This is a genomic window from Flavobacterium sp. ABG, from assembly GCF_001027725.1.
Classification (GTDB): Bacteria; Bacteroidota; Bacteroidia; order Flavobacteriales; family Flavobacteriaceae; genus Flavobacterium; species Flavobacterium cupriresistens.
In genome coordinates this window covers 253,005-276,814 of sequence record NZ_LEKS01000004.1, presented here as the reverse complement: position 1 = coordinate 276,814, position 23,810 = coordinate 253,005, and the positions used below count along the sequence as shown (strand labels likewise).

24 protein-coding genes are annotated in these 23,810 nt (G+C 35.1%); 22 read left to right on the top strand and 2 right to left on the bottom strand.

Annotated features, from left to right (window positions below; genetic code table 11):
• Positions 1 to 234: 234 nt before the first annotated feature.
• The 4 genes from AB674_RS06525 to AB674_RS06510 all read left to right on the top strand — a co-directional run bounded on the left by AB674_RS06525 (position 235) and on the right by AB674_RS06510 (position 3,815).
• Complete coding sequence (locus tag AB674_RS06525; protein ID WP_047774940.1) at positions 235 to 567, top strand: hypothetical protein; 333 nt, start codon at positions 235 to 237, stop codon at positions 565 to 567.
• A 3-nt stretch (positions 568 to 570) separates the two neighbouring features.
• Complete coding sequence (locus tag AB674_RS06520) at positions 571 to 873, top strand: hypothetical protein (RefSeq protein WP_047774938.1); 303 nt, start codon at positions 571 to 573, stop codon at positions 871 to 873.
• Positions 874 to 876: 3 nt separating this feature from the next.
• Complete coding sequence (locus AB674_RS06515) at positions 877 to 2,451, top strand: PepSY-associated TM helix domain-containing protein (protein ID WP_047774935.1); 1,575 nt, start codon at positions 877 to 879, stop codon at positions 2,449 to 2,451.
• A 251-nt stretch (positions 2,452 to 2,702) separates the two neighbouring features.
• A complete protein-coding gene (locus AB674_RS06510) occupies positions 2,703 to 3,815 on the top strand; it encodes a PepSY-associated TM helix domain-containing protein (RefSeq protein WP_047774934.1) in 1,113 nt (370 codons plus the stop codon).
• A 307-nt stretch (positions 3,816 to 4,122) separates the two neighbouring features.
• Here the strand turns inward: AB674_RS06510 and AB674_RS06505 are convergent, their stop codons facing one another.
• On the bottom strand, positions 4,123 to 4,470 hold the full coding sequence (locus tag AB674_RS06505; RefSeq protein WP_047774932.1) for a toxin-antitoxin system YwqK family antitoxin: 348 nt from the start codon (positions 4,468 to 4,470) through the stop codon (positions 4,123 to 4,125).
• Between the two features lie 211 nt (positions 4,471 to 4,681).
• Positions 4,682 to 5,677, bottom strand: a complete 996-nt coding sequence (locus AB674_RS06500; protein WP_047774930.1) for a TlpA family protein disulfide reductase — start codon at positions 5,675 to 5,677, stop codon at positions 4,682 to 4,684.
• A 158-nt stretch (positions 5,678 to 5,835) separates the two neighbouring features.
• On the opposite strand from AB674_RS06500, the gene aspS reads away from it, so the two are divergent.
• From aspS to AB674_RS06410, 18 genes are all read left to right on the top strand, one after another.
• Entirely contained in the window at positions 5,836 to 7,587 is a 1,752-nt protein-coding gene (gene aspS, locus AB674_RS06495) for an aspartate--tRNA ligase (protein ID WP_047774928.1), read from the top strand.
• A 299-nt stretch (positions 7,588 to 7,886) separates the two neighbouring features.
• A complete protein-coding gene (locus tag AB674_RS06490; protein WP_007137066.1) occupies positions 7,887 to 8,081 on the top strand; it encodes a cold-shock protein in 195 nt (64 codons plus the stop codon).
• 245 nt (positions 8,082 to 8,326) lie between these two features.
• Positions 8,327 to 8,692, top strand: a complete 366-nt coding sequence (locus tag AB674_RS06485; RefSeq protein ID WP_047774924.1) for an NADH-quinone oxidoreductase subunit A — start codon at positions 8,327 to 8,329, stop codon at positions 8,690 to 8,692.
• Positions 8,693 to 8,830: 138 nt separating this feature from the next.
• Positions 8,831 to 9,379 carry an NADH-quinone oxidoreductase subunit B gene (locus AB674_RS06480; protein WP_047774923.1) on the top strand — a complete coding sequence of 183 codons (549 nt, stop codon included), beginning with the start codon at positions 8,831 to 8,833 and terminating at the stop codon, positions 9,377 to 9,379.
• 1 nt (position 9,380) lies between these two features.
• Entirely contained in the window at positions 9,381 to 9,902 is a 522-nt protein-coding gene (locus tag AB674_RS06475; RefSeq protein ID WP_047774921.1) for an NADH-quinone oxidoreductase subunit C, read from the top strand.
• A gap of 25 nt (positions 9,903 to 9,927) precedes the next feature.
• The gene (locus AB674_RS06470) at positions 9,928 to 11,166 is read left to right on the top strand and encodes an NADH-quinone oxidoreductase subunit D (protein ID WP_047774919.1); all 1,239 of its coding nucleotides are present in this window, start codon (positions 9,928 to 9,930) and stop codon (positions 11,164 to 11,166) included.
• 149 nt (positions 11,167 to 11,315) lie between these two features.
• Positions 11,316 to 11,846, top strand: a complete 531-nt coding sequence (locus AB674_RS06465) for a complex I 24 kDa subunit family protein (protein ID WP_047774917.1) — start codon at positions 11,316 to 11,318, stop codon at positions 11,844 to 11,846.
• A 1-nt stretch (position 11,847) separates the two neighbouring features.
• Positions 11,848 to 13,215 carry an NADH-quinone oxidoreductase subunit NuoF gene (gene nuoF / locus AB674_RS06460; protein ID WP_047774914.1) on the top strand — a complete coding sequence of 456 codons (1,368 nt, stop codon included), beginning with the start codon at positions 11,848 to 11,850 and terminating at the stop codon, positions 13,213 to 13,215.
• An 83-nt stretch (positions 13,216 to 13,298) separates the two neighbouring features.
• Positions 13,299 to 14,330 carry a 2Fe-2S iron-sulfur cluster-binding protein gene (locus AB674_RS06455; protein WP_047774913.1) on the top strand — a complete coding sequence of 344 codons (1,032 nt, stop codon included), beginning with the start codon at positions 13,299 to 13,301 and terminating at the stop codon, positions 14,328 to 14,330.
• A gap of 4 nt (positions 14,331 to 14,334) precedes the next feature.
• A complete protein-coding gene (gene nuoH, locus AB674_RS06450; protein WP_047774993.1) occupies positions 14,335 to 15,387 on the top strand; it encodes an NADH-quinone oxidoreductase subunit NuoH in 1,053 nt (350 codons plus the stop codon).
• A 50-nt stretch (positions 15,388 to 15,437) separates the two neighbouring features.
• The gene (locus AB674_RS06445; protein ID WP_047774911.1) at positions 15,438 to 15,959 is read left to right on the top strand and encodes an ORF6N domain-containing protein; all 522 of its coding nucleotides are present in this window, start codon (positions 15,438 to 15,440) and stop codon (positions 15,957 to 15,959) included.
• A 112-nt stretch (positions 15,960 to 16,071) separates the two neighbouring features.
• A complete protein-coding gene (locus AB674_RS06440; RefSeq protein ID WP_047774909.1) occupies positions 16,072 to 16,617 on the top strand; it encodes a NuoI/complex I 23 kDa subunit family protein in 546 nt (181 codons plus the stop codon).
• Entirely contained in the window at positions 16,617 to 17,156 is a 540-nt protein-coding gene (locus AB674_RS06435) for an NADH-quinone oxidoreductase subunit J (RefSeq protein ID WP_047774907.1), read from the top strand. The genes AB674_RS06440 and AB674_RS06435 overlap by 1 nt, the downstream gene beginning before the upstream one ends.
• On the top strand, positions 17,156 to 17,476 hold the full coding sequence (gene nuoK / locus AB674_RS06430) for an NADH-quinone oxidoreductase subunit NuoK (RefSeq protein ID WP_017494599.1): 321 nt from the start codon (positions 17,156 to 17,158) through the stop codon (positions 17,474 to 17,476). Before AB674_RS06435 ends, nuoK begins: the two co-directional genes overlap by 1 nt.
• 6 nt (positions 17,477 to 17,482) lie before the next feature.
• The gene (gene nuoL, locus AB674_RS06425; RefSeq protein ID WP_047774991.1) at positions 17,483 to 19,366 is read left to right on the top strand and encodes an NADH-quinone oxidoreductase subunit L; all 1,884 of its coding nucleotides are present in this window, start codon (positions 17,483 to 17,485) and stop codon (positions 19,364 to 19,366) included.
• 10 nt (positions 19,367 to 19,376) lie between these two features.
• Entirely contained in the window at positions 19,377 to 20,819 is a 1,443-nt protein-coding gene (locus AB674_RS06420) for a NuoM family protein (RefSeq protein ID WP_047774905.1), read from the top strand.
• Positions 20,820 to 20,883: 64 nt separating this feature from the next.
• Positions 20,884 to 22,275: an NADH-quinone oxidoreductase subunit N gene (locus AB674_RS06415; RefSeq protein ID WP_047774903.1), complete on the top strand. Its 1,392-nt coding sequence runs from the start codon at positions 20,884 to 20,886 to the stop codon at positions 22,273 to 22,275.
• Between the two features lie 164 nt (positions 22,276 to 22,439).
• A complete protein-coding gene (locus AB674_RS06410) occupies positions 22,440 to 23,213 on the top strand; it encodes a Bax inhibitor-1/YccA family protein (RefSeq protein ID WP_047774901.1) in 774 nt (257 codons plus the stop codon).
• Positions 23,214 to 23,810 lie beyond the last annotated feature (597 nt).

Here is a 23,810-nt window from a genome sequence, read left to right as displayed (position 1 = left end):
GTAATTTCATAAATACAAAAATCCTGCTTATTAATTTAAGCAGGATTTTTTTTTATTCCCCCGATACAAACACCGATTAATCTGTCATTTTTTTAATCAAACAGAAATTTTACACTTTAAAAGATAATTTATTTAGAATAAGTAAAAATAATTTGGCTTATTGGAATTCTGCACCTAAATTTGCGCTACTGAAAATAATTCCAAACAAAACATGAAAATTAAATTTATAAAATCATGATAACAATAGCCAGCCTTTTCGTTTTTATCTCTTTTTATATGTTTTATTATACCTCCAAGAGAGCGGCGCTGTCGTACAATTACAGCTTTGAAAAATGGATGAACAATAATCCGAAACAAACCAAAATTATCGGATTAGTTTTCCTTCTGTCCGCCTATACTTTATGGTTATTTACCAAAGCATTATGCTCTGGAACTTTATTATTTCTTATTCAGTTAATGACAATTGGAAGTTTAATAATTATACTGTCCCCTCTAAAAATTATAAACAGTAAAACGATTGCTGTCCTTTTTATTCTAACAGGAGTTATAGAAATTTATTACTATTAAATTATGCCCGCAAATCCTAAATACCTGACGCAGTCCAAATGGCAGCGTTTCCTAAAAATAACAGCTGCTATACTTGGCGGCTATTTCGTTTCTGTTAGTTTCCATTTAGCCTTAGCTTCGTGGTTAGATCGTACCAATGTCGTCATAACAATGGCTTTTTCAGGATTTATCCTTTGGGTAGTCTTAATGATTTTGGCTTTTTTAGCAAAAAGCGCTTGGAAAATATGGGGGATCTATATACTGCTGACTTTGCTGTTTCTCGGTATTATGTATCTCGGACAAACCTATAACCCTATTACCCAATAATTCATGAATAACAGGAACTATAACATTTATTTTCACACGCATACCGTAAGTGGTATTGTAATAAGCGTGGTGTTGTTTGTCATTTTCTTTGCAGGATCTTTTTCTTTCTTTAAAAGCGAAATCAACAACTGGGAACGCGGAGAAACTGTTGCAATCCATAAGAAAGAACAGATTAACTACGATACTACTTTCGACTCGATAAATAAAAATTACACTTTAGCCGGAAGAGACGTTTCACTTTCCGTATCTCCCCACGAAAGACGTGTTTTCATTCGTATGGAAGGTACTAAAGATACCGTAGCAGCCAATAAATTAAAAGACACTCTGGAAGTCGCTAAATTAAAATCCGGCCACTACTTTTACTTAAATACTAAAAACTTCAAAGCACAGACTTACGATGAATCTTATTCAATAGGAGAATTCTTGTATCGTCTTCATTTTCTGGCTCAGGTTCCTTATCCTGTTGGTTATTACCTTTCGGGTTTTGTAGCGCTGTTTTTTTTATTTGCGATTATTACCGGCGTTTTATTACACTGGAACAAAATTGTTTCTAACTTCTACATTTTCCGTCCAAAAGAAAAACTAAAAACATTGTGGACAGATGCGCACACCGCATTAGGAATGATCGGTTTGCCTTTTCAATTTGTATACGCAGTTACAGGAGCTTTTTTTATGATCAAACTGTTAATTGTAGCACCAAGCGTAATGGCCTTGTACAAGGACGATCAAAACAAACTGTACAGTGATTTAGAATATAACAATCCGGAATTTAAATTTGAGAATAAAAAACTGGCAACGCCTTTTAGCATCAACGAATTGGTAGAAAAAACCAAAAGCAGCTGGAAAGATTTTGAAATCACCGAGGTACAAATTCAAAACTATGGCGATACCAACATGCACATAATCGTTGACGGAAAAATACCTCATGACAAAAAATTTACCGCATTTGGAAAAATAATTTACAAAGTCGCCGATGGTAAAATCATAGCAAAAAAGAATCCTGAAACGGACAACAAATATCTAGATGGTGTAAAAAACGTTTTGTACAGAGTGCACTTTGGGGATTACGGCGGATATGCACTTAAAATAATCAGTTTTGTACTCGGTATTATTACTTGTTTTGTTATTATATCAGGAGTTATGATTTGGCTGGTTGCCAGAGACAAGAAAAACATGCTCGAGAAAAAACGTCGTTTTAACAACTCGGTTGTACGCATCTATTTAGCAGTTTGCCTAAGCATGTATCCTGTTACTGCCTTGATTTTTATTGCAAATAAAGTGTTTTACCCACTAAGCCGAGCCAATATTTACAGCGTATATTTCATCAGCTGGTTACTATTGATGATCTTTTTCCTTCTCAAAAAAGACATTAATTTCACCAACAAATGGTGTCTGATTTCCGGAAGTATTTTAGGCTTTTTAATCCCGATTGCGAATGGAATTTGCACTGGAAACTGGTTCTGGAAAACGTTTGCCAACGATCAGATTCAGATTTTCTTTATTGATGTTTTCTGGATTGTTTTAGCAGCGATTACACTTTATGTTTCCTTTAAATTAAAAAAAGTTAAGAGCGAATAAATCACTCAATCATTAAAAAAAAATCCCATTGGGTGCAATTATTTTTAACACATAGAAACATAGTTCAGAAAAGACGTTTCACTTAAAACAAATTACAGAATACTATGTTTCTATGCATTAAATAACATTTTACTGAATTACCCCAACGGTCTAAAATAAACGCCTAAAATTTGTGAATTGCACATTTAGAATTACTTTTGCCTTTTGCAACTAATTCTTAAAGAGAAATCAAGTATTTCGCAATTAATCAAATGGGATTTACAAAACAAATACGTTTTATACACAAATGGCTCGGATTAATTTCCGGGCTTATTGTTTTTATTGTCAGTGTTACCGGTTGCATATTTTGTTTTCATGACGAAATCAAAGATATTACCCGAAAAGAATGGCGTATTGTTGAACCGCAGGACAAACCATTTCTTTTACCATCTGTTTTACAGGAAAAAGCGAAGCTAATCGCTCCTAAAAACAAAGCATCTATGGTTTCCTATTACGGTAAAAACCGATCTGCAATTGTCTACACCTTTACCGATACCGAGAACGAATACCTGTATTTCAACCCTTACACCGGTAAATATTTAAAAACAGAAAATCCCAAAACAGACTTTTTTATAATCGTCGAATACATTCATTTGTACCTTCTTTTACCCGATTATATTGGAAAACATATTATTGGTGGTGCCACGATTATCTTTATACTGTTAGTCATTTCGGGGTTAATTCAATGGTGGCCCAAAAGAAAAAGTGACATCAAAAGAAGTTTTACCGTAAAGTGGTCTGCCAAATGGCGTCGTGTCAACTATGACTGGCACAATACTTCCGGGTTTTATATTTCAATTATTGCAGTGATCATAGCCATTACCGGATTAACCTTTACCTACGAATGGGTTGGTGACGGTATTTACAAAACGTTCAATTTTGGTGGAGACAAAGCTTTAGAAACAAAAGCCCCGACAATTGACACCACAAAATTTAAGCAAAACAATCTACTCGCTGTAGACAACGCTTTTGTCGAAACGATGCGACTACAGCCAAAAGCCGAAATGTTTTATGTTATGTTTCCGCAAAACAAAGGAGATATTATAAACACAGGAGCTTATCCACATACTTTGCGATTCGATCATCAGAGCAATTATTATTTTCATCCAAGCGACGGAAAACTAATTCAAAGCGATCCGTATGATAAAAAAAGTCTCGGTTTACAAGTGGTCGAAATGAATTACGGCATTCACACCGGACAAATTTTAGATCTACCTGGAAAAATAATTGCTTTTATCGTTAGCTTAGTTGCAGCAGCTTTGCCGGTTACCGGTTTTATAATTTGGTTTGGAAGAAGAAAAAAAGCTAAAAAAACTAAGATCTAATAAAGAGTTTGTGGTAAAAGGGAATAGCGTTTTTAAAACATATAAGTAATGTAAGTTCATTTAAGAAATGCGCTTAATTTTAAAGTTTTATCTTTTTAAATAACATAAAAACTTTGCGACTTTGCGAGAGATATTCCCAAGGCCCAAGTGACAAAGATTAACAAAAACACTTTTCGTCGATGTCAACCTGAGTGGAGTCGAGGGCTAGTTGAATTAAGAGGGGCTTCGACTTCGCTCAGCCTGACAATTAAGAATAAAAAAAAGCCGTCTCAATAGAAACGGCTCTTGTAGAATATTCGAAATCTTCTTAATTTCTATTTGCTAAAGCATTTTTTTGCAAGTTTTTAACGGAACTCACTTTGCTGTTTTCATACGCCACTTCACAAAGGTTATTCTCATTGAAGAAAATCCATTTTCCGGTTTTTACTCCATCAGTATATTCTCCAACTGCTTTTTTATTACCTTTTTCGTCATAGGATACCCAAACTCCATCTAACTTACCATCCTTAAAGAAACCCTCTTGTTGTACATTACCATTTTCATAGTAATAAGTAGCTTTTACTTTGTTTCCAACAGCTTCTAATTCTGGTTTTACCTCTTGTGCAACTAAAATTCCAGAGAACAATATTGCAACTAAAATTACACACTTTTTCATATCTAGTAGGTATTAATGTTATCAAATCTTTACCAAATATAGTTAATTGTTTACATTAAAAAAACTTTTACTTAACAATTTGGTAACATTGGATAAAAACTTAACATTGGAAATCAGCGTGTAACAAAAAAACCAGCGCTCACGCACTGGTTTTACTGGTATTTCAGTCAAAGACTTGATTTACTATAACGTTATAAGTTTTGCAAAGAAATTAGTTCAATAAGGCATCTAACTGCTTTTGAAGCTCTGGAGAAGAGGGTCTTTCTGCATTGGGCTCCAATATATTACCTTTTGGATCAATAAGAATAAACCTTGGAATTCCTGTTACATTATAACTCGTTACAAACGCAGAATTCCATTCATTATCAGAAAACAACTGAATACCTCCTAACTGTTTATCCGTTACAAATTTCTGCCATTTATCGTGATCTTTAACAGCATCAACAGAAACACTTACAAACTCAATGTTCTTTCCATGATACTTCTCTTCAATCTTCTGCAAAAATGGAATCTCAGCTCTGCAAGGTCCACACCAGGTTGCCCAAAGATCTATATAAACATATTTCCCTTTTAAATCAGAGAGTTTTGTTTTACCTCCTTTGTGGTTTTCATAATCAAAATCGGCAGAAACAGCACCTTTTAACTTTTTCATATCAGCCTCACTTTTATACTGCTGAGCAGCATATTCATGAAATTTTTCAACTGATTTTTTCAAACCTGTTTTAAATTCAGGATCAAAATCTCCTTTTTCGATATTGTCTAAGTCTGTCTTTTTCTTTTCTTGCAATAAGGATGCAAATTCTGCAGCCTCTTTAGCGAAAGCTTCGTTTTCAAATTTCTCGTCTCTTAAAGCTTGTTGTGCCAGAAAATTACTTTCATTAGTTCCTTTTCCTTTATAAACAATAGTTTCATCAAATTCTTTGGCATTCATTGTCAGATTTACTTCAGAACCCGGTTTCAAAAACAAACTCGAAGATTCAACACCGTCAGAAAAACGATAAAATCCCTTTGGAGCAGTAAAAGAAGCAACAAAAATTTCTTTCTTGTTAATCGGAATAACTTGTTTGAAATTGTTCGCCCCTTTAATAACTAATGTATCACTATTTCTATTTGTAATTTTAGCGGTAAATTTAACTTGACTTTTGGTCTGACCTATACCATTCAAAGCGGTAAGAACCAATAAACCGGTAACAAAAAGTTTTTTCATAAATATTTAAAGTTAGTTTTTAGTACACCAAATCTAAAGAATTTACTTATCTAAAATTTATCAATTAACAAAATATTTCAAAATTATAAGCAGCAAGTTATCACTTTACTATATTAATTTGAATTTTGTGTTTACTTTTGCAATCTAAAATTTTGATCATGTATAGAAGTCATAATTGTGGCGAGTTAAACGCCTCAAATATTAATACGGAAGTTACACTAGCGGGTTGGGTTCAAAAATCACGCGATAAAGGGTTTATGAACTGGGTTGATTTACGCGACCGTTATGGAATTACACAACTTATTTTCGACGAAGTTCGTACCGACAAAACGGTTTTTGAACTGGCAAAAACACTTGGAAGAGAATTTGTAATTCAGGTAAAAGGAACTGTTATTGAGCGTGAAGCCAAAAACAAAAACATTCCAACCGGTGATATCGAAATTTTAGTTACTGAACTAACGATCTTAAACGCTGCTTTAACGCCTCCATTTACAATTGAAGATGAGACGGATGGTGGAGAAGACATCAGAATGAAATACCGTTACTTAGACATCAGAAGAAATCCTGTAAAAAACAGTTTATTATTCCGTCACAAAGTAGCGATGGAAGTTCGTAAATATTTATCTGATTTGGATTTCTGTGAAGTGGAGACACCTTACTTAATCAAATCAACTCCGGAAGGCGCGAGAGATTTCGTTGTACCAAGTCGTATGAACGAAGGACAATTTTATGCCTTACCGCAATCTCCACAAACTTTCAAACAATTGTTGATGGTTGGAGGAATGGATAAATACTTCCAAATCGTAAAATGTTTCCGTGACGAAGATTTACGTGCAGACCGTCAGCCTGAGTTTACTCAAATTGACTGTGAAATGGCATTTGTAGAACAAGAAGACATTTTGAATGTTTTTGAAGGATTGACAAGACATTTACTAAAAGAAATCAAAGGTGTTGAAGTAGATAAATTCCCAAGAATTACCTACGACTATGCCATGAAAACATACGGAAATGACAAACCGGACATTCGTTTCGGAATGGAGTTTGGCGAATTGAACGAATTTGCACAGCACAAAGATTTCCCTGTATTCAATGCAGCCGAGTTGGTTGTTGGTATTGCAGTTCCGGGAGCAGGAAATTATACACGTAAAGAAATTGACGCCTTAATTGACTGGGTTAAACGTCCACAAGTTGGAGCTTCAGGAATGGTGTACGCCAAATGTAATGACGACGGAACTTACAAATCATCTGTAGATAAATTTTACGATCAGGATGATTTAGGACAATGGGCAAAAATCACAGGCGCACAACCTGGCGATATGATTTTTGTACTTTCAGGTCCGGCTAACAAAACACGCGCGCAGCTTTCTGCTCTTCGTATGGAATTAGCCACTCGTTTAGGATTGCGTAAACCGGAAGAATTTGCTCCGCTTTGGGTAGTAGATTTCCCTTTATTGGAATTAGATGAAGAAAGCGGTCGTTACCACGCCATGCACCATCCATTTACCTCTCCAAAACCGGAAGACATGCAATTGCTGGAAACCGAACCGGGAAAAGTGCGTGCAAACGCTTACGATATGGTTTTAAACGGAAACGAAATTGGAGGAGGTTCTATTCGTATACACGATAAGACTACACAACAATTAATGTTTAAATATTTAGGTTTTACAGAAGAAGAAGCGAAAGCACAATTTGGTTTCTTAATGGACGCTTTCCAATTTGGAGCGCCACCTCATGGAGGATTAGCTTTTGGACTGGATCGTTTGGTTGCTATTTTAGGTGGTCAGGAAACCATTAGAGACTTTATTGCATTCCCTAAAAACAATTCCGGGCGTGACGTAATGATCGATGCACCGGCTACAATTGATGATGCACAATTAAAAGAATTACACATTAAGGTCGATTTGGTATAAATTTTAGGCAAAACTGATAGAAGTAGCTGAACTGGGAAAAACACAGTTAAAAAGTAAAACAATACGTACATAAACTGTTTTTCGACGAAAATAAGATTTTTAATAAAGTAAAAAAGCTCCTACTTTTTAACATATCCTTAAGAATTTTAGTTTTAAGTTACGACATATCAAACAAGACACTAAATAAATAGCAAAAACACTGTAAATCAATAATTTTTACAAAAAATTAACAGCATACTGTCTTTTATATGAATATATATATTACATTTGCTTCATTATAAATTATTATTACAATTACAATGCGTACAGGTACAGTAAAATTTTTCAATGAATCTAAAGGTTATGGATTCATTACAGACGAAGAAACAGGAAAGGATATCTTCGTTCACGCTTCAGGAATTAACGCGGAAGAATTACGCGAAGGTGACCGTGTTAGCTACGAAGAAGAAGAAGGAAGAAAAGGGAAAGTTGCTGCTAAAGTAGCAGTAATCTAAGAAAAATATAGCAATTTATTTTTTTTGCCTCTGAATGGTTTAAAGAAACGTTTCGATTCATTTCGAGACGTTTTTTTTTGCTCAAATCTTAAAAAAATATTAAAATTTCGGAAAGTTATTTATAATGAATAAAAATTAGAGGAAATCACTCGCTGCACCCCTACTTAAATCCTTTTTTAGCTTGTGATTTACAGAGTTCGGAACTATCTTTGTGGCTTATTTTTTAAGTAAAAATCCCTAAGTTTATGCAATCTGATCAATACAGCTATCTTCCTATTTTAATGCAGCTAATCCTTGCTGTTGGTTTTGTAGTAGGAACTATCATCGTTTCCGGAAAATTAGGTCCAAAAAGAACCTCTGACATAAAAGATAAAAATTTCGAGTGTGGAGTTGAATCTGTTGGTAATGCCCGTATTCCATTCTCTGTAAAATATTTCTTAGTTGCCATCTTATTTGTTTTGTTCGACGTAGAGGTAATTTTCCTTTATCCTTGGGCAGTAAACTTCAAAGAACTTGGAATAGAAGGAATGTTAAAAATGATCATTTTCATGTCTTTGCTTTTAGTTGGTTTTTTCTACATCATCAAAAAGAAAGCGTTAGAGTGGGAATAAGAGGAATTTTTGATTTCAGATCTTAGATTTTAGATTTGAAAAAAAATCCCAAAATAGAATATTGACTTTTTAAAATATTGATTTCGATTTTCACGATTCGAAAGAATCTAAAATCAGAAATCTAAAATCTAAAATAAAATGAGCGATTCAAAAGTAAATATGGTTGCACCGCCAGAAGGAGTTGTAGGAGAAGGTTTCTTCGCTACAAAACTAAATGATGTTGTAGGTTTGGCAAGAGCCAATTCTTTATGGCCACTTCCTTTCGCGACTTCTTGCTGTGGTATCGAATTTATGGCTACAATGGCTTCACATTACGATTTAGCACGATTTGGTTCTGAGCGTGTGAGTTTCTCTCCTCGTCAAGCAGATATGTTATTGGTAATGGGAACTATTTCTAAAAAAATGGGTCCTATTTTAAGACAGGTTTACGAACAAATGGCGGAACCTCGTTGGGTAATTGCTGTTGGAGCTTGCGCTTCTTCCGGAGGAATCTTTGATACTTATTCTGTTTTACAAGGGATTGACAAAATAATTCCGGTTGACGTTTACGTACCGGGTTGTCCTCCAAGACCGGAACAAATTGTAGATGGAGTTATGAGACTTCAAGATTTGGTAAAATCAGAATCTGTAAGACGCAGAAGTTCTCCTGAATACCAAGAATTATTAGCTTCATATAACATTTCATAAGATGGCTTTAGACAATACCCTGATCCAAGATAAACTTACAGAAACATTTGATTCAAGTGTTTTTAACTTCCGAGAAGAAAGAGATGTTTTTACTTTAGAAACTTCAGCTGATAAAATTACAGCGTTGATTTTATTTCTTAAAAATGATCAAGATTTACGTTTTCATTTTTTAACTGACTTATGTGGCGTTCATTATCCGGATAACGAAGTTGAAAGTCAATTTGCAATCGTATATCATCTGCATAACTGGTACGAAAACAAACGTATCAGAATCAAAGTTTTCATCAACGGTGAAAAACCGGAGATCAAAACGATTTCAAACATCTTTTTAAGTTCAAACTGGATGGAAAGAGAGACATACGATTTCTACGGTGTTAACTTTATTGGTCATCCTCAATTGAAACGTATCTTGAATATGGATGAAATGATCTCTTTTCCAATGCGAAAAGAATTCCCAATGGAAGACAGCGGAAGAACTGATAAAGACGACAGATTCTTTGGAAGAACAACAACAAATTGCTAAAAAATAAATAATTCAACATTATAAAATGTCAGAACTATTATTACCACCAGAGCATCGATATGCTAAAATAATTAAAGAGAAACTAAACGAAGACGGAAGCGAGCTTTCGGTACTGAATTTAGGTCCAACTCACCCAGCTACACACGGTATTTTTCAAAATATCTTATTGATGGATGGTGAAAGAATTCTGGAGGCTGAACCTACAATTGGTTACATCCACAGAGCATTCGAAAAAATTGCCGAAAATCGTCCTTTTTATCAAATTACACCGCTTACAGACCGTATGAACTATTGCTCCTCTCCTATCAACAATATGGGATGGTGGATGACTTTAGAAAAATTATTAAATATTGAAGTTCCTAAAAGAGCGCAATATTTAAGAGTTATCATTATGGAGTTGGCTCGTATTACAGATCACTTAATCTGTAACTCGATCTTAGGGGTTGACACTGGTGCTTATACCGGTTTCTTATATGTTTTCCAATTTAGAGAAAAAGTATACGAAATCTACGAAGAAATTTGTGGGGCTCGCTTAACAACTAATATGGGAAGAATTGGTGGATTCGAAAGAGATTGGTCACCGGAAGCTTTCCGCAAACTTGATGTATTTTTAGAAGAATTCCCAGTTGCCTGGAAAGAATTCGAAAACTTATTCGAAAGAAACAGAATTTTTATTGATAGAACTGTAAACGTAGGTGCCATCAGCGCTGAACAAGCAATGGCTTACGGATTTACAGGTCCAAACTTACGTGCTGCCGGTATTGATTACGATGTTCGTGTAGCACACCCTTATTCTTCTTATGAAGATTTTGACTTCATTGTTCCTGTTGGAAAATCAGGTGACACTTACGATCGTTTCTGCGTTCGTAATGCCGAAGTTTGGGAAAGTTTAAGCATTATCCGTCAGGCTTTGGATAAAATGCCAGCCGGAAATGAATATCATGCTGAAGTTCCGGATTATTACCTTCCTCCAAAAGAAGATGTTTACACTTCAATGGAATCTTTAATTTATCACTTTAAGATTGTAATGGGAGAAGTTCCTGTACCGGTTGCAGAAATTTATCACCCGGTTGAAGGCGGAAATGGAGAACTAGGATTTTACTTAGTGACAGACGGAAGCAGAACACCATACAGATTGCATTTCAGAAGACCTTGTTTTATTTATTACCAAGCGTATCCGGAAATGATTAAAGGTGCTTTATTATCGGATGCGATTGTAATCTTATCCAGTTTAAATGTAATTGCCGGAGAATTAGACGCGTAAAGATATTGTCGATTTTAGAGGGTAGATTGCAGATTGAAAAATCTAAAATCAGAAATCTAGAATCAAAAATTTAAAAGATTGCAGAATATAGATAGTGGACAAAGATTTGAAAAAATCTAAAATCTAAAATCTAAAATCTAAAATAAAAAATGGAACGTAAACATTACAAACAAGAAATAAATATGACTGAGGCATTGATGAATCGCATCAATGAATTGATCAGTCATTATCCGGAAGACAAAAGAAAATCAGCTTTATTGCCTGTTTTGCACGAAGTACAAGATGCGCATGACAACTGGTTGAGTACTGAGTTGCAGGATAAAGTTGCTGAAATTTTGCACATAAAACCAATTGAGGTTTACGAAGTGGTTACTTTTTATACCATGTACAACCAAAAACCAATTGGAAAATATATGTTCGAATTCTGCCAGACTTCTTGTTGTTGTTTGAATGGTGCCGAAAATTTGATGGACTATACGTCTGAAAAATTGGGTATCAAAATGGGAGAAACAACTCCAGACGGTATGTTTACCATTGCCGGTGTAGAATGTTTAGGTGCTTGCGGATACGCTCCGATGATGCAGTTAGGTGATTTCTACAAAGAAAAATTGACAGAAGAAAAAATCGATCAGTTAATCGCTGATTGTAGAGATGATAAAATAATATTACACGATAAATAAGATGTCACAGAAAATATTATTAGATAAAATCAACGTACCGGGAATTAAAACCTACGAAGTATACCGCCAAAACGGAGGTTATGCTTCTGTAGAAAAAGCATTAAAAACACTTACTCCGGACGAAGTTGTTGAAGAAGTAAAAAAATCTGGATTACGTGGTCGTGGTGGAGCTGGTTTCCCTGCGGGAATGAAATGGAGTTTTATTGACAAAAAATCAGGAAAACCAAGACATTTAGTTTGTAACGCCGACGAATCTGAGCCGGGAACTTTCAAAGATCGTTTTTTGATGGAATATATTCCTCACTTATTGATCGAAGGAATGATTACTTCAAGTTTTGCCTTAGGCGCTAACCTTTCGTATATCTACATTCGTGGAGAATATATGTGGGTTTACAAAATCTTAGAAAGAGCAATCGCCGAAGCAAAAGCTGCCGGTTGGTTAGGAAAAAATATATTAGGTACAGGTTACGATTTAGAGTTATACGTTCACTGTGGAGCCGGTGCTTACATCTGCGGAGAAGAAACTGCATTGATTGAATCACTGGAAGGTAAAAGAGGAAATCCTCGTATCAAACCACCGTTCCCGGCAGTTTCGGGACTTTGGGCTAATCCAACAGTAGTAAACAACGTAGAAACTATCGCAACTGTGCCATGGATCATCAACAATTCTGGAGATGATTATGCAAAAATTGGAATTGGTCGTTCTACCGGAACTAAATTAATTTCTGCTTCAGGACACATCAAAAACCCTGGAGTTTACGAAATTGAATTGGGTTTAAGTGTTGACGAATTCATGAATTCTGACGAGTATTTAGGCGGAATGTCTTCGAGCAGACCTTTGAAAGCGTTTGTTCCCGGAGGTTCTTCTGTGCCTATTTTACCAGCTGAATTAATTTTTAAAACAGCAAATGGTGAAGACCGATTAATGACTTACGAATCTTTAAGTGATGGTGGTTTTGCTACCGGATCTATGTTAGGTTCAGGAGGATTTATCGTTTATAATGACACGGCCTGTGTGGTTAGAAACACTTGGAATTTTGCTCGTTTCTACCACCACGAATCTTGCGGACAATGTACCCCATGTCGTGAAGGAACAGGATGGTTGGAAAAAATCTTATGGAGAATCGAAAACGGTCAAGGCCGTGAAGAGGATATCGAATTGTTATGGAGTATTCAAAGTAAAATCGAAGGAAATACTATTTGTCCATTAGGTGACGCCGCTTCTTGGCCCGTAGCAGCAGCGATTCGTCACTTTAGAGATGAATTTGAATACCACGTTCGTTTCCCCGAAAAAATAAAACACAGAGAGCATTTTGTTGCTGAACCTTTCTCGCAAGTGAAACATTTAGTAGGAAAACAAACAGTTTAAAAAAGTTTCAAGTTTCATGTTATTTCAGTTTCAACCACAACACCTGAAACTTTAAACCTGAAACTAAAAAAAACAAAAAAGAAATGAAAGTAACCATAGACGGTCAAAGTATAGACGTAGAACCAGGAACAACGATCCTGCAGGCTGCACGTATGATTGGTGGAGATTTAGTACCGCCAGCCATGTGCTATTACTCAAAATTAAAAGGCAGCGGCGGTAAATGTCGTTGTTGTTTAGTTGAAGTTGCCAAAGGAAGCGAGGCTGACCCAAGACCAATGCCAAAATTAATGGCTTCTTGTGTAACAGGATGTATGGACGGTATGGAAGTAAACAGTAAATCTTCTGACAGAGTAACGGAAGCCCGTAAATCTGTAACAGAATTTTTATTGATCAATCACCCATTAGACTGTCCGGTTTGTGATCAGGCTGGTGAGTGCGATTTACAAAATTTAAGTTTCGAACACGGAAATCCAAAATCCCGTTTTATCGAAGAAAAAAGAACATTTGAACCGGAAGATATCGGTCCAAATATTCAACTGCATATGAACCGTTGTATTTTATGTCAAAGATGTGTGCAAGTAGCAGATCAATTGACAGACAACAGAGTTCACGGAGTATTAGATCGTGGTGATCACGCTAATATTTCTACCGGAATCTCCAAAGCAATCGACAATGAATTCTCCGGAAACATGATCGACGTTTGTCCGGTTGGAGCTTTAACAGACAAAACTTTCCGTTTCAAATCAAGAGTTTGGTTTAACAAACCTTACAATGCACACAGAGAATGTACTACTCCGGGATGTTGTGGTAAAACAACTGTTTGGATGTTTGGAGGAGAGATTCAACGTGTTACAGGTCGTAAAGACGAGTACCATGAAGTTGAAGAATTTATCTGCAACAGCTGTCGTTTTGATCACAAAGATGTAAACGACTGGGTTATTGAAGGGCCAAGAGAATTTGAAAAAGATTCTGTTATCAATCAAAATAACTATACTCAAAAATTAGAGAAAGTAGAAATCGCTACGGAGAAGAACATTCTTTTGGGTAGAGATGAAGACCGTAAAAAAATTAGTATGGCTGAAATTCCATTAACCACTAACAATAAAAATTCTTAAAATGGTGGATAGTGCATTTATAATAGAAAAAAGTGTTGTTATTGTGGTAGTTTTTGCCATAACAATGATTATGGCCATGTATTCTACCTGGGCAGAACGTAAAGTTGCTGCTTTCTTGCAAGACCGTGTAGGACCTAACCGTGCAGGTTGGGGAGGTTTATTACAACCACTTGCCGATGGTATGAAATTGTTCTCTAAAGAAGAATTTGAACCTAACACTCCAAACAAATTTTTATTCGTTGTAGGTCCGGCAATTGCCATGAGTACTGCTTTAATGACCAGTGCTGTAATTCCGTGGGGAGATCGCTTACATGTTTTCGGACGTGATGTTCTCCTACAAGCTACCGACATTAATATTGGTTTATTGTATTTCTTCGGAGTTGTTTCTGTTGGAGTTTACGGTATCATGATTGGTGGATGGGCTTCTAACAATAAGTTCTCTTTGATGGGAGCTGTTCGTGCAGCCTCTCAAATGGTTTCTTATGAAGTTGCCATGGGATTATCCATGATTGCTTTGTTAATGATGACCGGAACTTTAAGCTTAAAAGAAATTTCTGAGCAACAAGCCGGAATGAACTGGAATGTTTTTTATCAGCCCTTATCTTTCTTAATTTTCTTAATTTGTGCTTTTGCTGAAACCAACAGAACTCCTTTTGACTTGGCAGAATGTGAATCTGAGTTAATTGGTGGTTACCATACTGAATATTCGTCTATGAAAATGGGATTCTACTTATTTGCTGAATATGCGAATATGTTTATCTCTGCTACGATTATATCCGTTTTATTCTTTGGAGGTTACAACTATCCGGGAATGCAATGGATGGTGGATAACGTAGGTATCAATACAGCAAACATTTTAGGAATCGCAATATTGTTTGCTAAAATCTGTTTCTGGATCTTTTTCTATATGTGGGTTCGTTGGACAATACCAAGATTCAGATACGATCAGTTGATGAATTTAGGATGGAAGATTTTAATTCCGCTTTCCATCATCAACATCATGATTACAGGTGCTGTTATTTTAAGAAGTGAAATTGCAACCTTTTTAGGATTCTAATAAATAGTAAGACGCCACTTTTGTGGTAGCTTATCAGAAAAATAAAAAAAATGAGTGATGAATTAATGATTACCGAAGAATTCATTATGAGTAAGATTTTACTCATCAGGGGTCAGAAAGTAATGCTTGATTCAGAGTTAGCGACACTTTACGGAGTAGAAACGAAACAGCTCAAAAGACAAGTCCGTAGAAATATGGAACGTTTTCCTGAAGATTTCATGTTTGAATTGACTGAAATTGAGAATGAAATTTTGAGGAGCCAATTTGGCACCTCAAATAGAGGAGGAAACCGATATATTCCTTTGGTATTTACAGAACAAGGTGTTGCCATGCTGTCGAGTGTTCTAAATAGTGCGACTGCGATTAAAGTTAATATTCAGATTATACGTGTTTTTACAAAAATACGGCAATCAATTTCAGATACTTTAGACATGAAGTTAGAAATTGAAGAGATAAAAAAGAAATTATCCAATCAGAATAAAAATATCGAGTTAGTCTTTTCCTATTTAGATGAATTAATGGACAAACAGGAAAACAAAGTTGAACGAACTAAAATTGGTTATAAAAAATAAATTTCATTAACATACAAAATGATCTGACCTGATAAAAGCAGCATACTTTTACTCATCACAATGAATAAAAGATAAAGTGAATAACAGGATTAGCTCTAAATAAAAATTAAAAATGTCAATAGAAACTATATCATTATCGGGTAGAAAAAAGATGGTCTCTAACAAAGAGATGACCTTTTGGGAACGATTGTATCTTGTAGCGATTGTAAAAGGATTATTCATTACGCTTAAACACTTATTCAGAAAAAAAGTGACGATTCACTATCCTGAACAAGTACGTGAAATGAGTCCGGTTTATCGTGGTCAGCATATGTTGAAACGCGACGAACAAGGTCGTGAAAACTGTACTGCCTGCGGACTATGTGCTTTATCCTGCCCTGCAGAAGCGATCACGATGAAAGCTGCTGAGCGTAAAGCGGATGAAAAACACTTGTACAGAGAAGAAAAATATGCTTCGATTTACGAAATCAATATGCTTCGTTGTATTTTTTGCGGTTTGTGTGAAGAAGCTTGTCCAAAAGATGCTATTTACTTAACGACTTCTAAGGTTTTGGTTCCTGCAAGTTACGAAAGAGAAGATTTCATTTTTGGAAAAGACAAATTAGTAATGCCTTTAGAAATGGCGATGAAAAACACTCAACTTAAAAACGCCAACTAATGATACATATTCCTGATTTTGCCCACGCAACTACTATACAAGTTATATTTTGTTTCCTGGCGTTTATCACAGTAATTACTGCATTCTTAACTATTTTTAGCAGAAACCCGATTCACAGTGCCATTTATTTGGTTATTTGTTTCTTCTCGATTGCAGGTCACTATTTATTGCTTAACTCTCAATTTTTGGCTATCGTACATATTATAGTCTACTCGGGAGCGATTATGATTCTGTTCCTGTTTACCATCATGTTGATGAACCTGAACGAACAAAAAGAAGTCCACCGACCAAGAATTACACGTTTGGGTGCTATTGTTTCCTTTTGTTTGATATGTATTGTTTTGATCACAATCTTTATCAACTCGAAACCAATTATGGGGGATTATGACTCAACCGGTGAAGATTTTCAATCTATCAAAGTATTGGGTAAAATATTATTGAACGAATATATGGTTCCGTTTGAATTTGCATCGATCCTACTTTTGGTAGCGATGATTGGAACTGTGTTATTGTCTAAAAAAGAAAAACTAAATAAATAATGGGTAATATATTAAATCAAATAGGTATTGAAAACTACATCTTTTTAAGTGTTGTACTTTTCTGTATTGGTATTTTTGGTGTATTGTACAGACGAAATGCTATTATCGTTTTCATGTCTATCGAAATCATGTTGAATGCAGTTAACCTTTTATTTGTTGCTTTTTCAACCTATCATCAAGATGCACAAGGACAAGTTTTTGTCTTTTTTTCGATGGCTGTTGCTGCAGCGGAAGTTGCAGTAGGATTGGCTATTTTAGTTTCGATCTTTAGAAATTTAGGTTCGATTAGTATCGATAATTTAAAAAATTTAAAAGGATAAATGGAAATGAATACCAATTTAGCTTTAGTTTTAGTATTAGCTCCTTTCTTAGGATTTTTAATCAATGTTTTCTTTGGAAAAAGCTTAGGCAAAACCGTTTCCGGTATTATCGGAACAGCTGCTGTTGTAGTTTCGTTTGCTGTGACCTTATTCTTTTTTAATCAGATCACCCAAAATCAACAACCCATTCAGGTCACTTTATTTGACTGGATTCAGATTAGTAACCTACACATCAATCTTGGATTTTTATTAGATCAATTATCATTACTTTGGTTGCTTTTTGTAACCGGAATCGGGTCATTGATTCATTTATATTCGATCAGCTACATGCATGATGACGAAAACATACACAAGTTTTTCTCTTACTTAAACTTGTTCGTATTCTTCATGATAACGCTTGTAATTGGTAGTAACTTATTGGTTTTATTTATTGGTTGGGAAGGTGTTGGACTTTGTTCGTACTTATTAATTGGATTCTGGCATAAAAACCAAGATTACAATGATGCGGCAAAAAAGGCTTTCATCATGAATAGAATTGGAGATTTAGGTCTTTTGATCGGAATGTTCATTTTGGGTTCTATGTTCTCTACTTTAGATTACGCTACTTTAAAAACAGCAATTGCCGGAGCTGCTAACTTAAATATTCCATTGCTTTCATTAGCTGCTTTGTGTTTATTTATAGGTGCTTGTGGTAAATCTGCACAAATCCCGTTATACACTTGGTTACCGGACGCGATGGCAGGACCAACTCCTGTTTCTGCATTGATTCACGCTGCAACGATGGTTACAGCCGGTATCTTTATGGTAACAAGATTAAATTTTGTTTTTGATTTAGCACCGGACGTTCAAAGTATCATTGCGGTTATTGGAGCAATCACTTCCTTAGTTGCTGCAACAATTGGTTTGGTTCAAACTGATATCAAAAAAGTATTGGCTTACTCTACCGTTTCTCAATTAGGTTTAATGTTTTTAGCCTTAGGATTCGGTGCTTATGAAGTAGCTGTTTTTCACGTAATCACACACGCTTTCTTTAAAGCTTGTTTATTCTTAGGATCAGGTTCTGTAATTCACGGATTACACGGAGAGCAGGATATGCGTAAAATGGGTGGTTTGCGTAAAGCAATGCCAATTACATTCTGGACGATGTTGATTTCATCATTGGCCATTTCCGGAGTTCCGTTTTTCTCAGGTTTCTTCTCTAAGGATGAAATCTTATTAACGGCTTTCCACCACAACATTCCACTTTATGTTGTTGGATCTGTAGCTTCTATAATGACTGCTTTTTATATGTTCAGATTAATGTTCTTAACTTTCTTCAAAGACTTTAGAGGAACTGAAGAACAAAAACATCATTTACATGAAAGTGACGGTTTAATTACTTTCCCTTTAATCATCTTAGCCATTTTAGCCACTTTTGGAGGATTAATCAGTTTACCGGGTCACAGTTGGTTGAACGAATACATGGCTCCTTTATTTACAAAAGTAGCGGGTGAAGAGCACCATTTAGGCACAACTGAATATACATTGATGGGAGTTGCAGTTCTGGGAGGATTACTTGGAATCTTAATTGCTTACATCAAATATTTCAAACAAGATAATGTTCCTGAAGCAGACGAAAACATTACAGGTTTAACTAAAGTATTATACAACAAATATTATGTAGACGAAATTTACGATGTTGTATTTGTTCGCACTATAAATGCATTATCAAGATTCTTTAGAGATTATATCGAAACCGGTTTAACAGCAGTTGTTTTCGGATTTGGTAAAATCACCAATGAATTAGCTTTTCAAGGTAAAAAAATACAAAATGGAAGTATCGGATTATATCTTTTTGCTTTTGTTTTGGGTCTTTGTGCCATTGTTTCCTATATATTTTTAGCTCAATAATTTAATAACTATGAACGTTTCTATTCTATTAATTATCCTTTTAATCGGTGCATTTGCCACTTATTTTGTTGGTGACAAACTAGCTTCAAAAGTAGCCTTGTTCTTTAGCTTAGCTGCTTTAGGATGTTCTTTAGTGTTGTTAAATCATTTTTGTGCAGGCGAAAATATTAGCTTAATCAACGCTTGGATCACAGAACCAAAAATTTCATTTGCCTTAAATGCGGATGGATTGGCTCTGGCAATGGTTTTACTGACTTTGTCTTTAACTCCAATCATTATATTCTCTTCTTTCGGGAATGACTATAAAAATGCAAAAGGTTTTTACGCTTTAATTTTATTTATGGCCTTTGCAATGACAGGAACTTTTCTTGCTGCAGATGGTCTTTTATATTATATTTTTTGGGAATTATCTCTTATTCCAATTTACTTTATTGCTCTTATTTGGGGGAATGGTGACGCAGATGAGCGCAGAAAAGCAGTGGTGAAATTCTTTATTTACACCCTTGCCGGTTCCTTGTTTATGCTAGTTGCCTTTATTTATTTATCGCAAAAAGCAAATGGAAGTTTCCTTATCGAAGATTTCTACAAATTAAACTTAACTGCTACAGAGCAACTTTGGATCTTCCTGGCTTTCTTCTTAGCATACGCTATCAAGATTCCAATTATTCCATTTCATACTTGGCAGGCAAATGTGTACCAAAAAGCACCAACAGTTGGAACTATGCTTTTATCCGGTATCATGCTAAAAATGGGATTGTACAGTGTTATCCGTTGGCAATTGCCAATTGCACCACTTGCTGCAAAAGAATACATGAACATCTTTATCGTATTAGGAATTGCCGGTGTAATCTACGGATCTATTGTAGCTTTAAGACAAAAAGATTTAAAGAAATTATTAGCTTATTCATCTTTGGCACACGTTGGATTAATTGCTGCAGGATCGTATACCTTAACTATTGATGGTCTACGTGGAGCTGTTTTGCAAATGATCGCTCACGGTTTTGTTGTGGTTGGATTATTCTACGCTGCTGAAATAATTTTCAGAAGATACGAAACAAGAAATATTGCAGAGATGGGCGGAATCCGTACACAATCTCCGAAATTTACCTCTATGTTTTTAATCTTACTGTTGGCTTCGGTTGCATTACCGGGTACTTTTAACTTCGTTGGAGAGTTTACTGTTTTGTACAGTCTTTCTCAAGTAAATGTTTGGTTTGCCGTTTTAGGTGGAACAACCATTATATTGGGAGCGTATTATATGCTTAAAATGTTTCAGAATGTAATGTTGGGAGAAACCAATTCAAAAACATTCAAAGATGTTACTCTTAATGAAGGAATTTCATTAGTTGTAATCATAGCTGTATTATTGTTCTTCGGATTTTATCCAAAACCAATTACTGATTTGATCACACCAAGTTTAGAGACCATACTGAGCGTTATCAACAAGAACTAATATTTTAAATAAAAATAAATTAGGGTAGTATCAGCATTCGATATCCTAAATCAAAAAAGCAAAAATGAATACATTAATAGCAATTACAGGGTTGGGTATTTTCTGCCTATTATTTGAAATTCTTAATTTCAGAAAAGCCATTGTTCCATTTACCATTCTTGGACTTTTGGCTGTTTTGGCACTTAATTTTTCAGAATTCGGATCAACAGAAAGTTATTACAATAATATGATTACAGTGAGTAAATTCTCTACTTCGTTTTCATCATTGTTTATTGTTTTAACCATTTTCCTTGTCGCTTTAAGTCACAATTTTTACGAAAATCATCCAACAAAAATCTCTGATTTTATTGCTATAAAAATATTTTTATTGGCCGGTGGTGTAGCAATGGTTTCTTTTGGAAACTTAGCTATGTTCTTTCTGGGAATTGAAATCTTATCTATCGCTTTATACATCCTTGCTGCAAGCGAACGTCTGAATTTGAAAAGTAACGAAGCGGGAATGAAATACTTCTTAATGGGTTCCTTCGCATCAGGAATTATTTTATTTGGAATCTGTTTGATTTACGGAGCAATGGGAAGTTTTGACGTTGCCGAAATACACGACAGTTCTTTATCTGCCGAATTACCAATCTGGTTCCCAATTGGAATGGTTTTGATGGTAATCGGAATGTTGTTTAAAATAGCAGCTGTACCTTTTCATTTCTGGGCTCCTGACGTTTACGAAGGTTCTCCGGCTTTAACAACCGCTTTAATGAGTACTTTGGCAAAGGTCATTGCTGTCGCTACTTTATACAAATTAATCAGCGCCTTAAACCTGATTCCATCACTTGACAATCAAGATCTATTACCAACCTTTGAAACTATTGTAGTCGTTATATCAATGGCTTCTATGACTGTGGGTAATATCATGGCGTTGCGTCAGGTAAATGTAAAACGTATGTTGGCTTTCTCTGGTATTTCGCATGCCGGATTTATGTTGATGACTTTATTAACGATTGCTACTTCTGCAGGCGTTTTATTATACTACACAGCAGCTTATGCTTTAGCAGGAATCGCTGCTTTCAGTGTTATTTTATACGTTTGTAAAAATCAGGATAACGAAGACATTACAAACTTCCACGGTTTAGGAAAAACAAATCCGTTATTGGCTGCTATCCTTACAGGTTCTTTATTATCAATGGCCGGGATTCCGATTTTCTCAGGATTTTTCGCTAAGTTGTTCTTATTCAATCAAACTATTCAGTCAGGTCATATTGCTTTGGTAATTGTTGCAGTTATAAATTCAATTATCAGTGTTGGTTATTATTTCAAACTAATTTTAGCCATGTACTCAAAAGAACCAAATGAAGAGCGTACCGGAAAACCATTCCTTATTTATGCGGTTGCGATCGTTTCGATCACTTTAAACATCGTTTTAGGTTTGTTCCCATCCCTAGTATTAGATTTATTGAAATAAAAATTTCAGTCCAAATACAGACCAATCCATCAAGATTATTTTTTGATGGATTTTTTGTTTTAAGGCCACTTCTGCCACAGAAAAATTCATGTTAAAAATTTAACGGAAACAAGTTCTCCTCAAAAAAACTCCCTATATTTGAAGTCAATTAAATGCAATAAAACATGAACTTCAACTCAAATAATCCATTTTTAAGCAACAAGCGTTTTTCATCAAATGCTGTTTCAAAAGCTGAAGGAGTAAATCAGGCACAAATCATTGACTACAATCAGGATATGACTTTGTCAGGTACAATTAATAAGACAGCTATTTTATTTCTAATATTATGCGGAGCCGCTATGGTAACTTGGTGGATGGCTTTTAACGGAATGAACGCGATGTTACCTACTATTGGAGGTGCAATTGTTGCCCTTATTTTAGTAGTAGTTTCAGCATTCAAACCACAGGCCTCTCCTTATTTAGCCCCTGGTTATGCCCTTTTTGAAGGTCTTTTTATCGGAGGAATTTCTGCTATTTTTGAAGCAATGTATCCTGGAATTGTAATCAATGCTGTTGGTGCTACATTAGTCACCTTTTTAGTATGTCTGGGTTTATATAAATTTAAAATCGTCAAAGTAACAGAGCAATTTAAATCAGTAGTTATCGCTGCAACATTAGCCATTGCAACTTACTATTTAATTTCATGGGTGGTCTCTATGTTTACAAGCTTCACTCCTGTACACCAAGGAAATTCTATGATGAGCATCGGAATTAGCGTTTTTGTAATCATCATCGCTGCTTTAAATCTTTTCTTAGATTTTGATCTAATCGAAAAAGGAGTTGAGCAAAAAATGCCAAAATTTATGGAATGGTACGGCGCTATGGGATTAATGATCACATTGGTTTGGTTGTATGTTGAATTCTTAAGATTACTAACAAAAATGTCCAGTAAAAACTAATTTACTTACATAACATATAAAAAGGCCTTTTTGAGTTTTCAAAAAGGCCTTTTTTTTGCTCCCTTCTCAATTTTATAAGATCCATTAGTATCGCATCTTTTCTTCTGTCTTTAAACCAATGCCAGTACGAACATCCCACCCAAAACTATAAACCTGAGTTTAATTATTAAGTCCCTGATTTTTTAAATATTTTAGCTCTCTTGCAAGGTCTTTTCAATTAGCATGCCTTCACAGTCGAGACATTCGTGACATCGATCATTTTAAGTCCGTTATCCACCCTATTCTCCTTTAAAAACGAAAAATCACATTCGCAAAATTGAAAAAGACAATCCTATATAAGCTAAACGAAATCAATAGGCTAGCGATTGATCGGCATTTTATCACCTATTTATTAGCCAAGATTTCATCAATTCGACTCAGAATATCGTTATTTAGTCCATTTCAGATTTATAATTAGTGCGTTTTTTCTTATTTTTAAAAATACCTAGCTGTCTAGCAAAAATGACACGAAATCGTACCGTTTTTTTCAAAAAGCATTTTTACCATAGAATAAAAAAAGTAGTAAAAATAATACTTCAGCGTACATTCAAACCAACA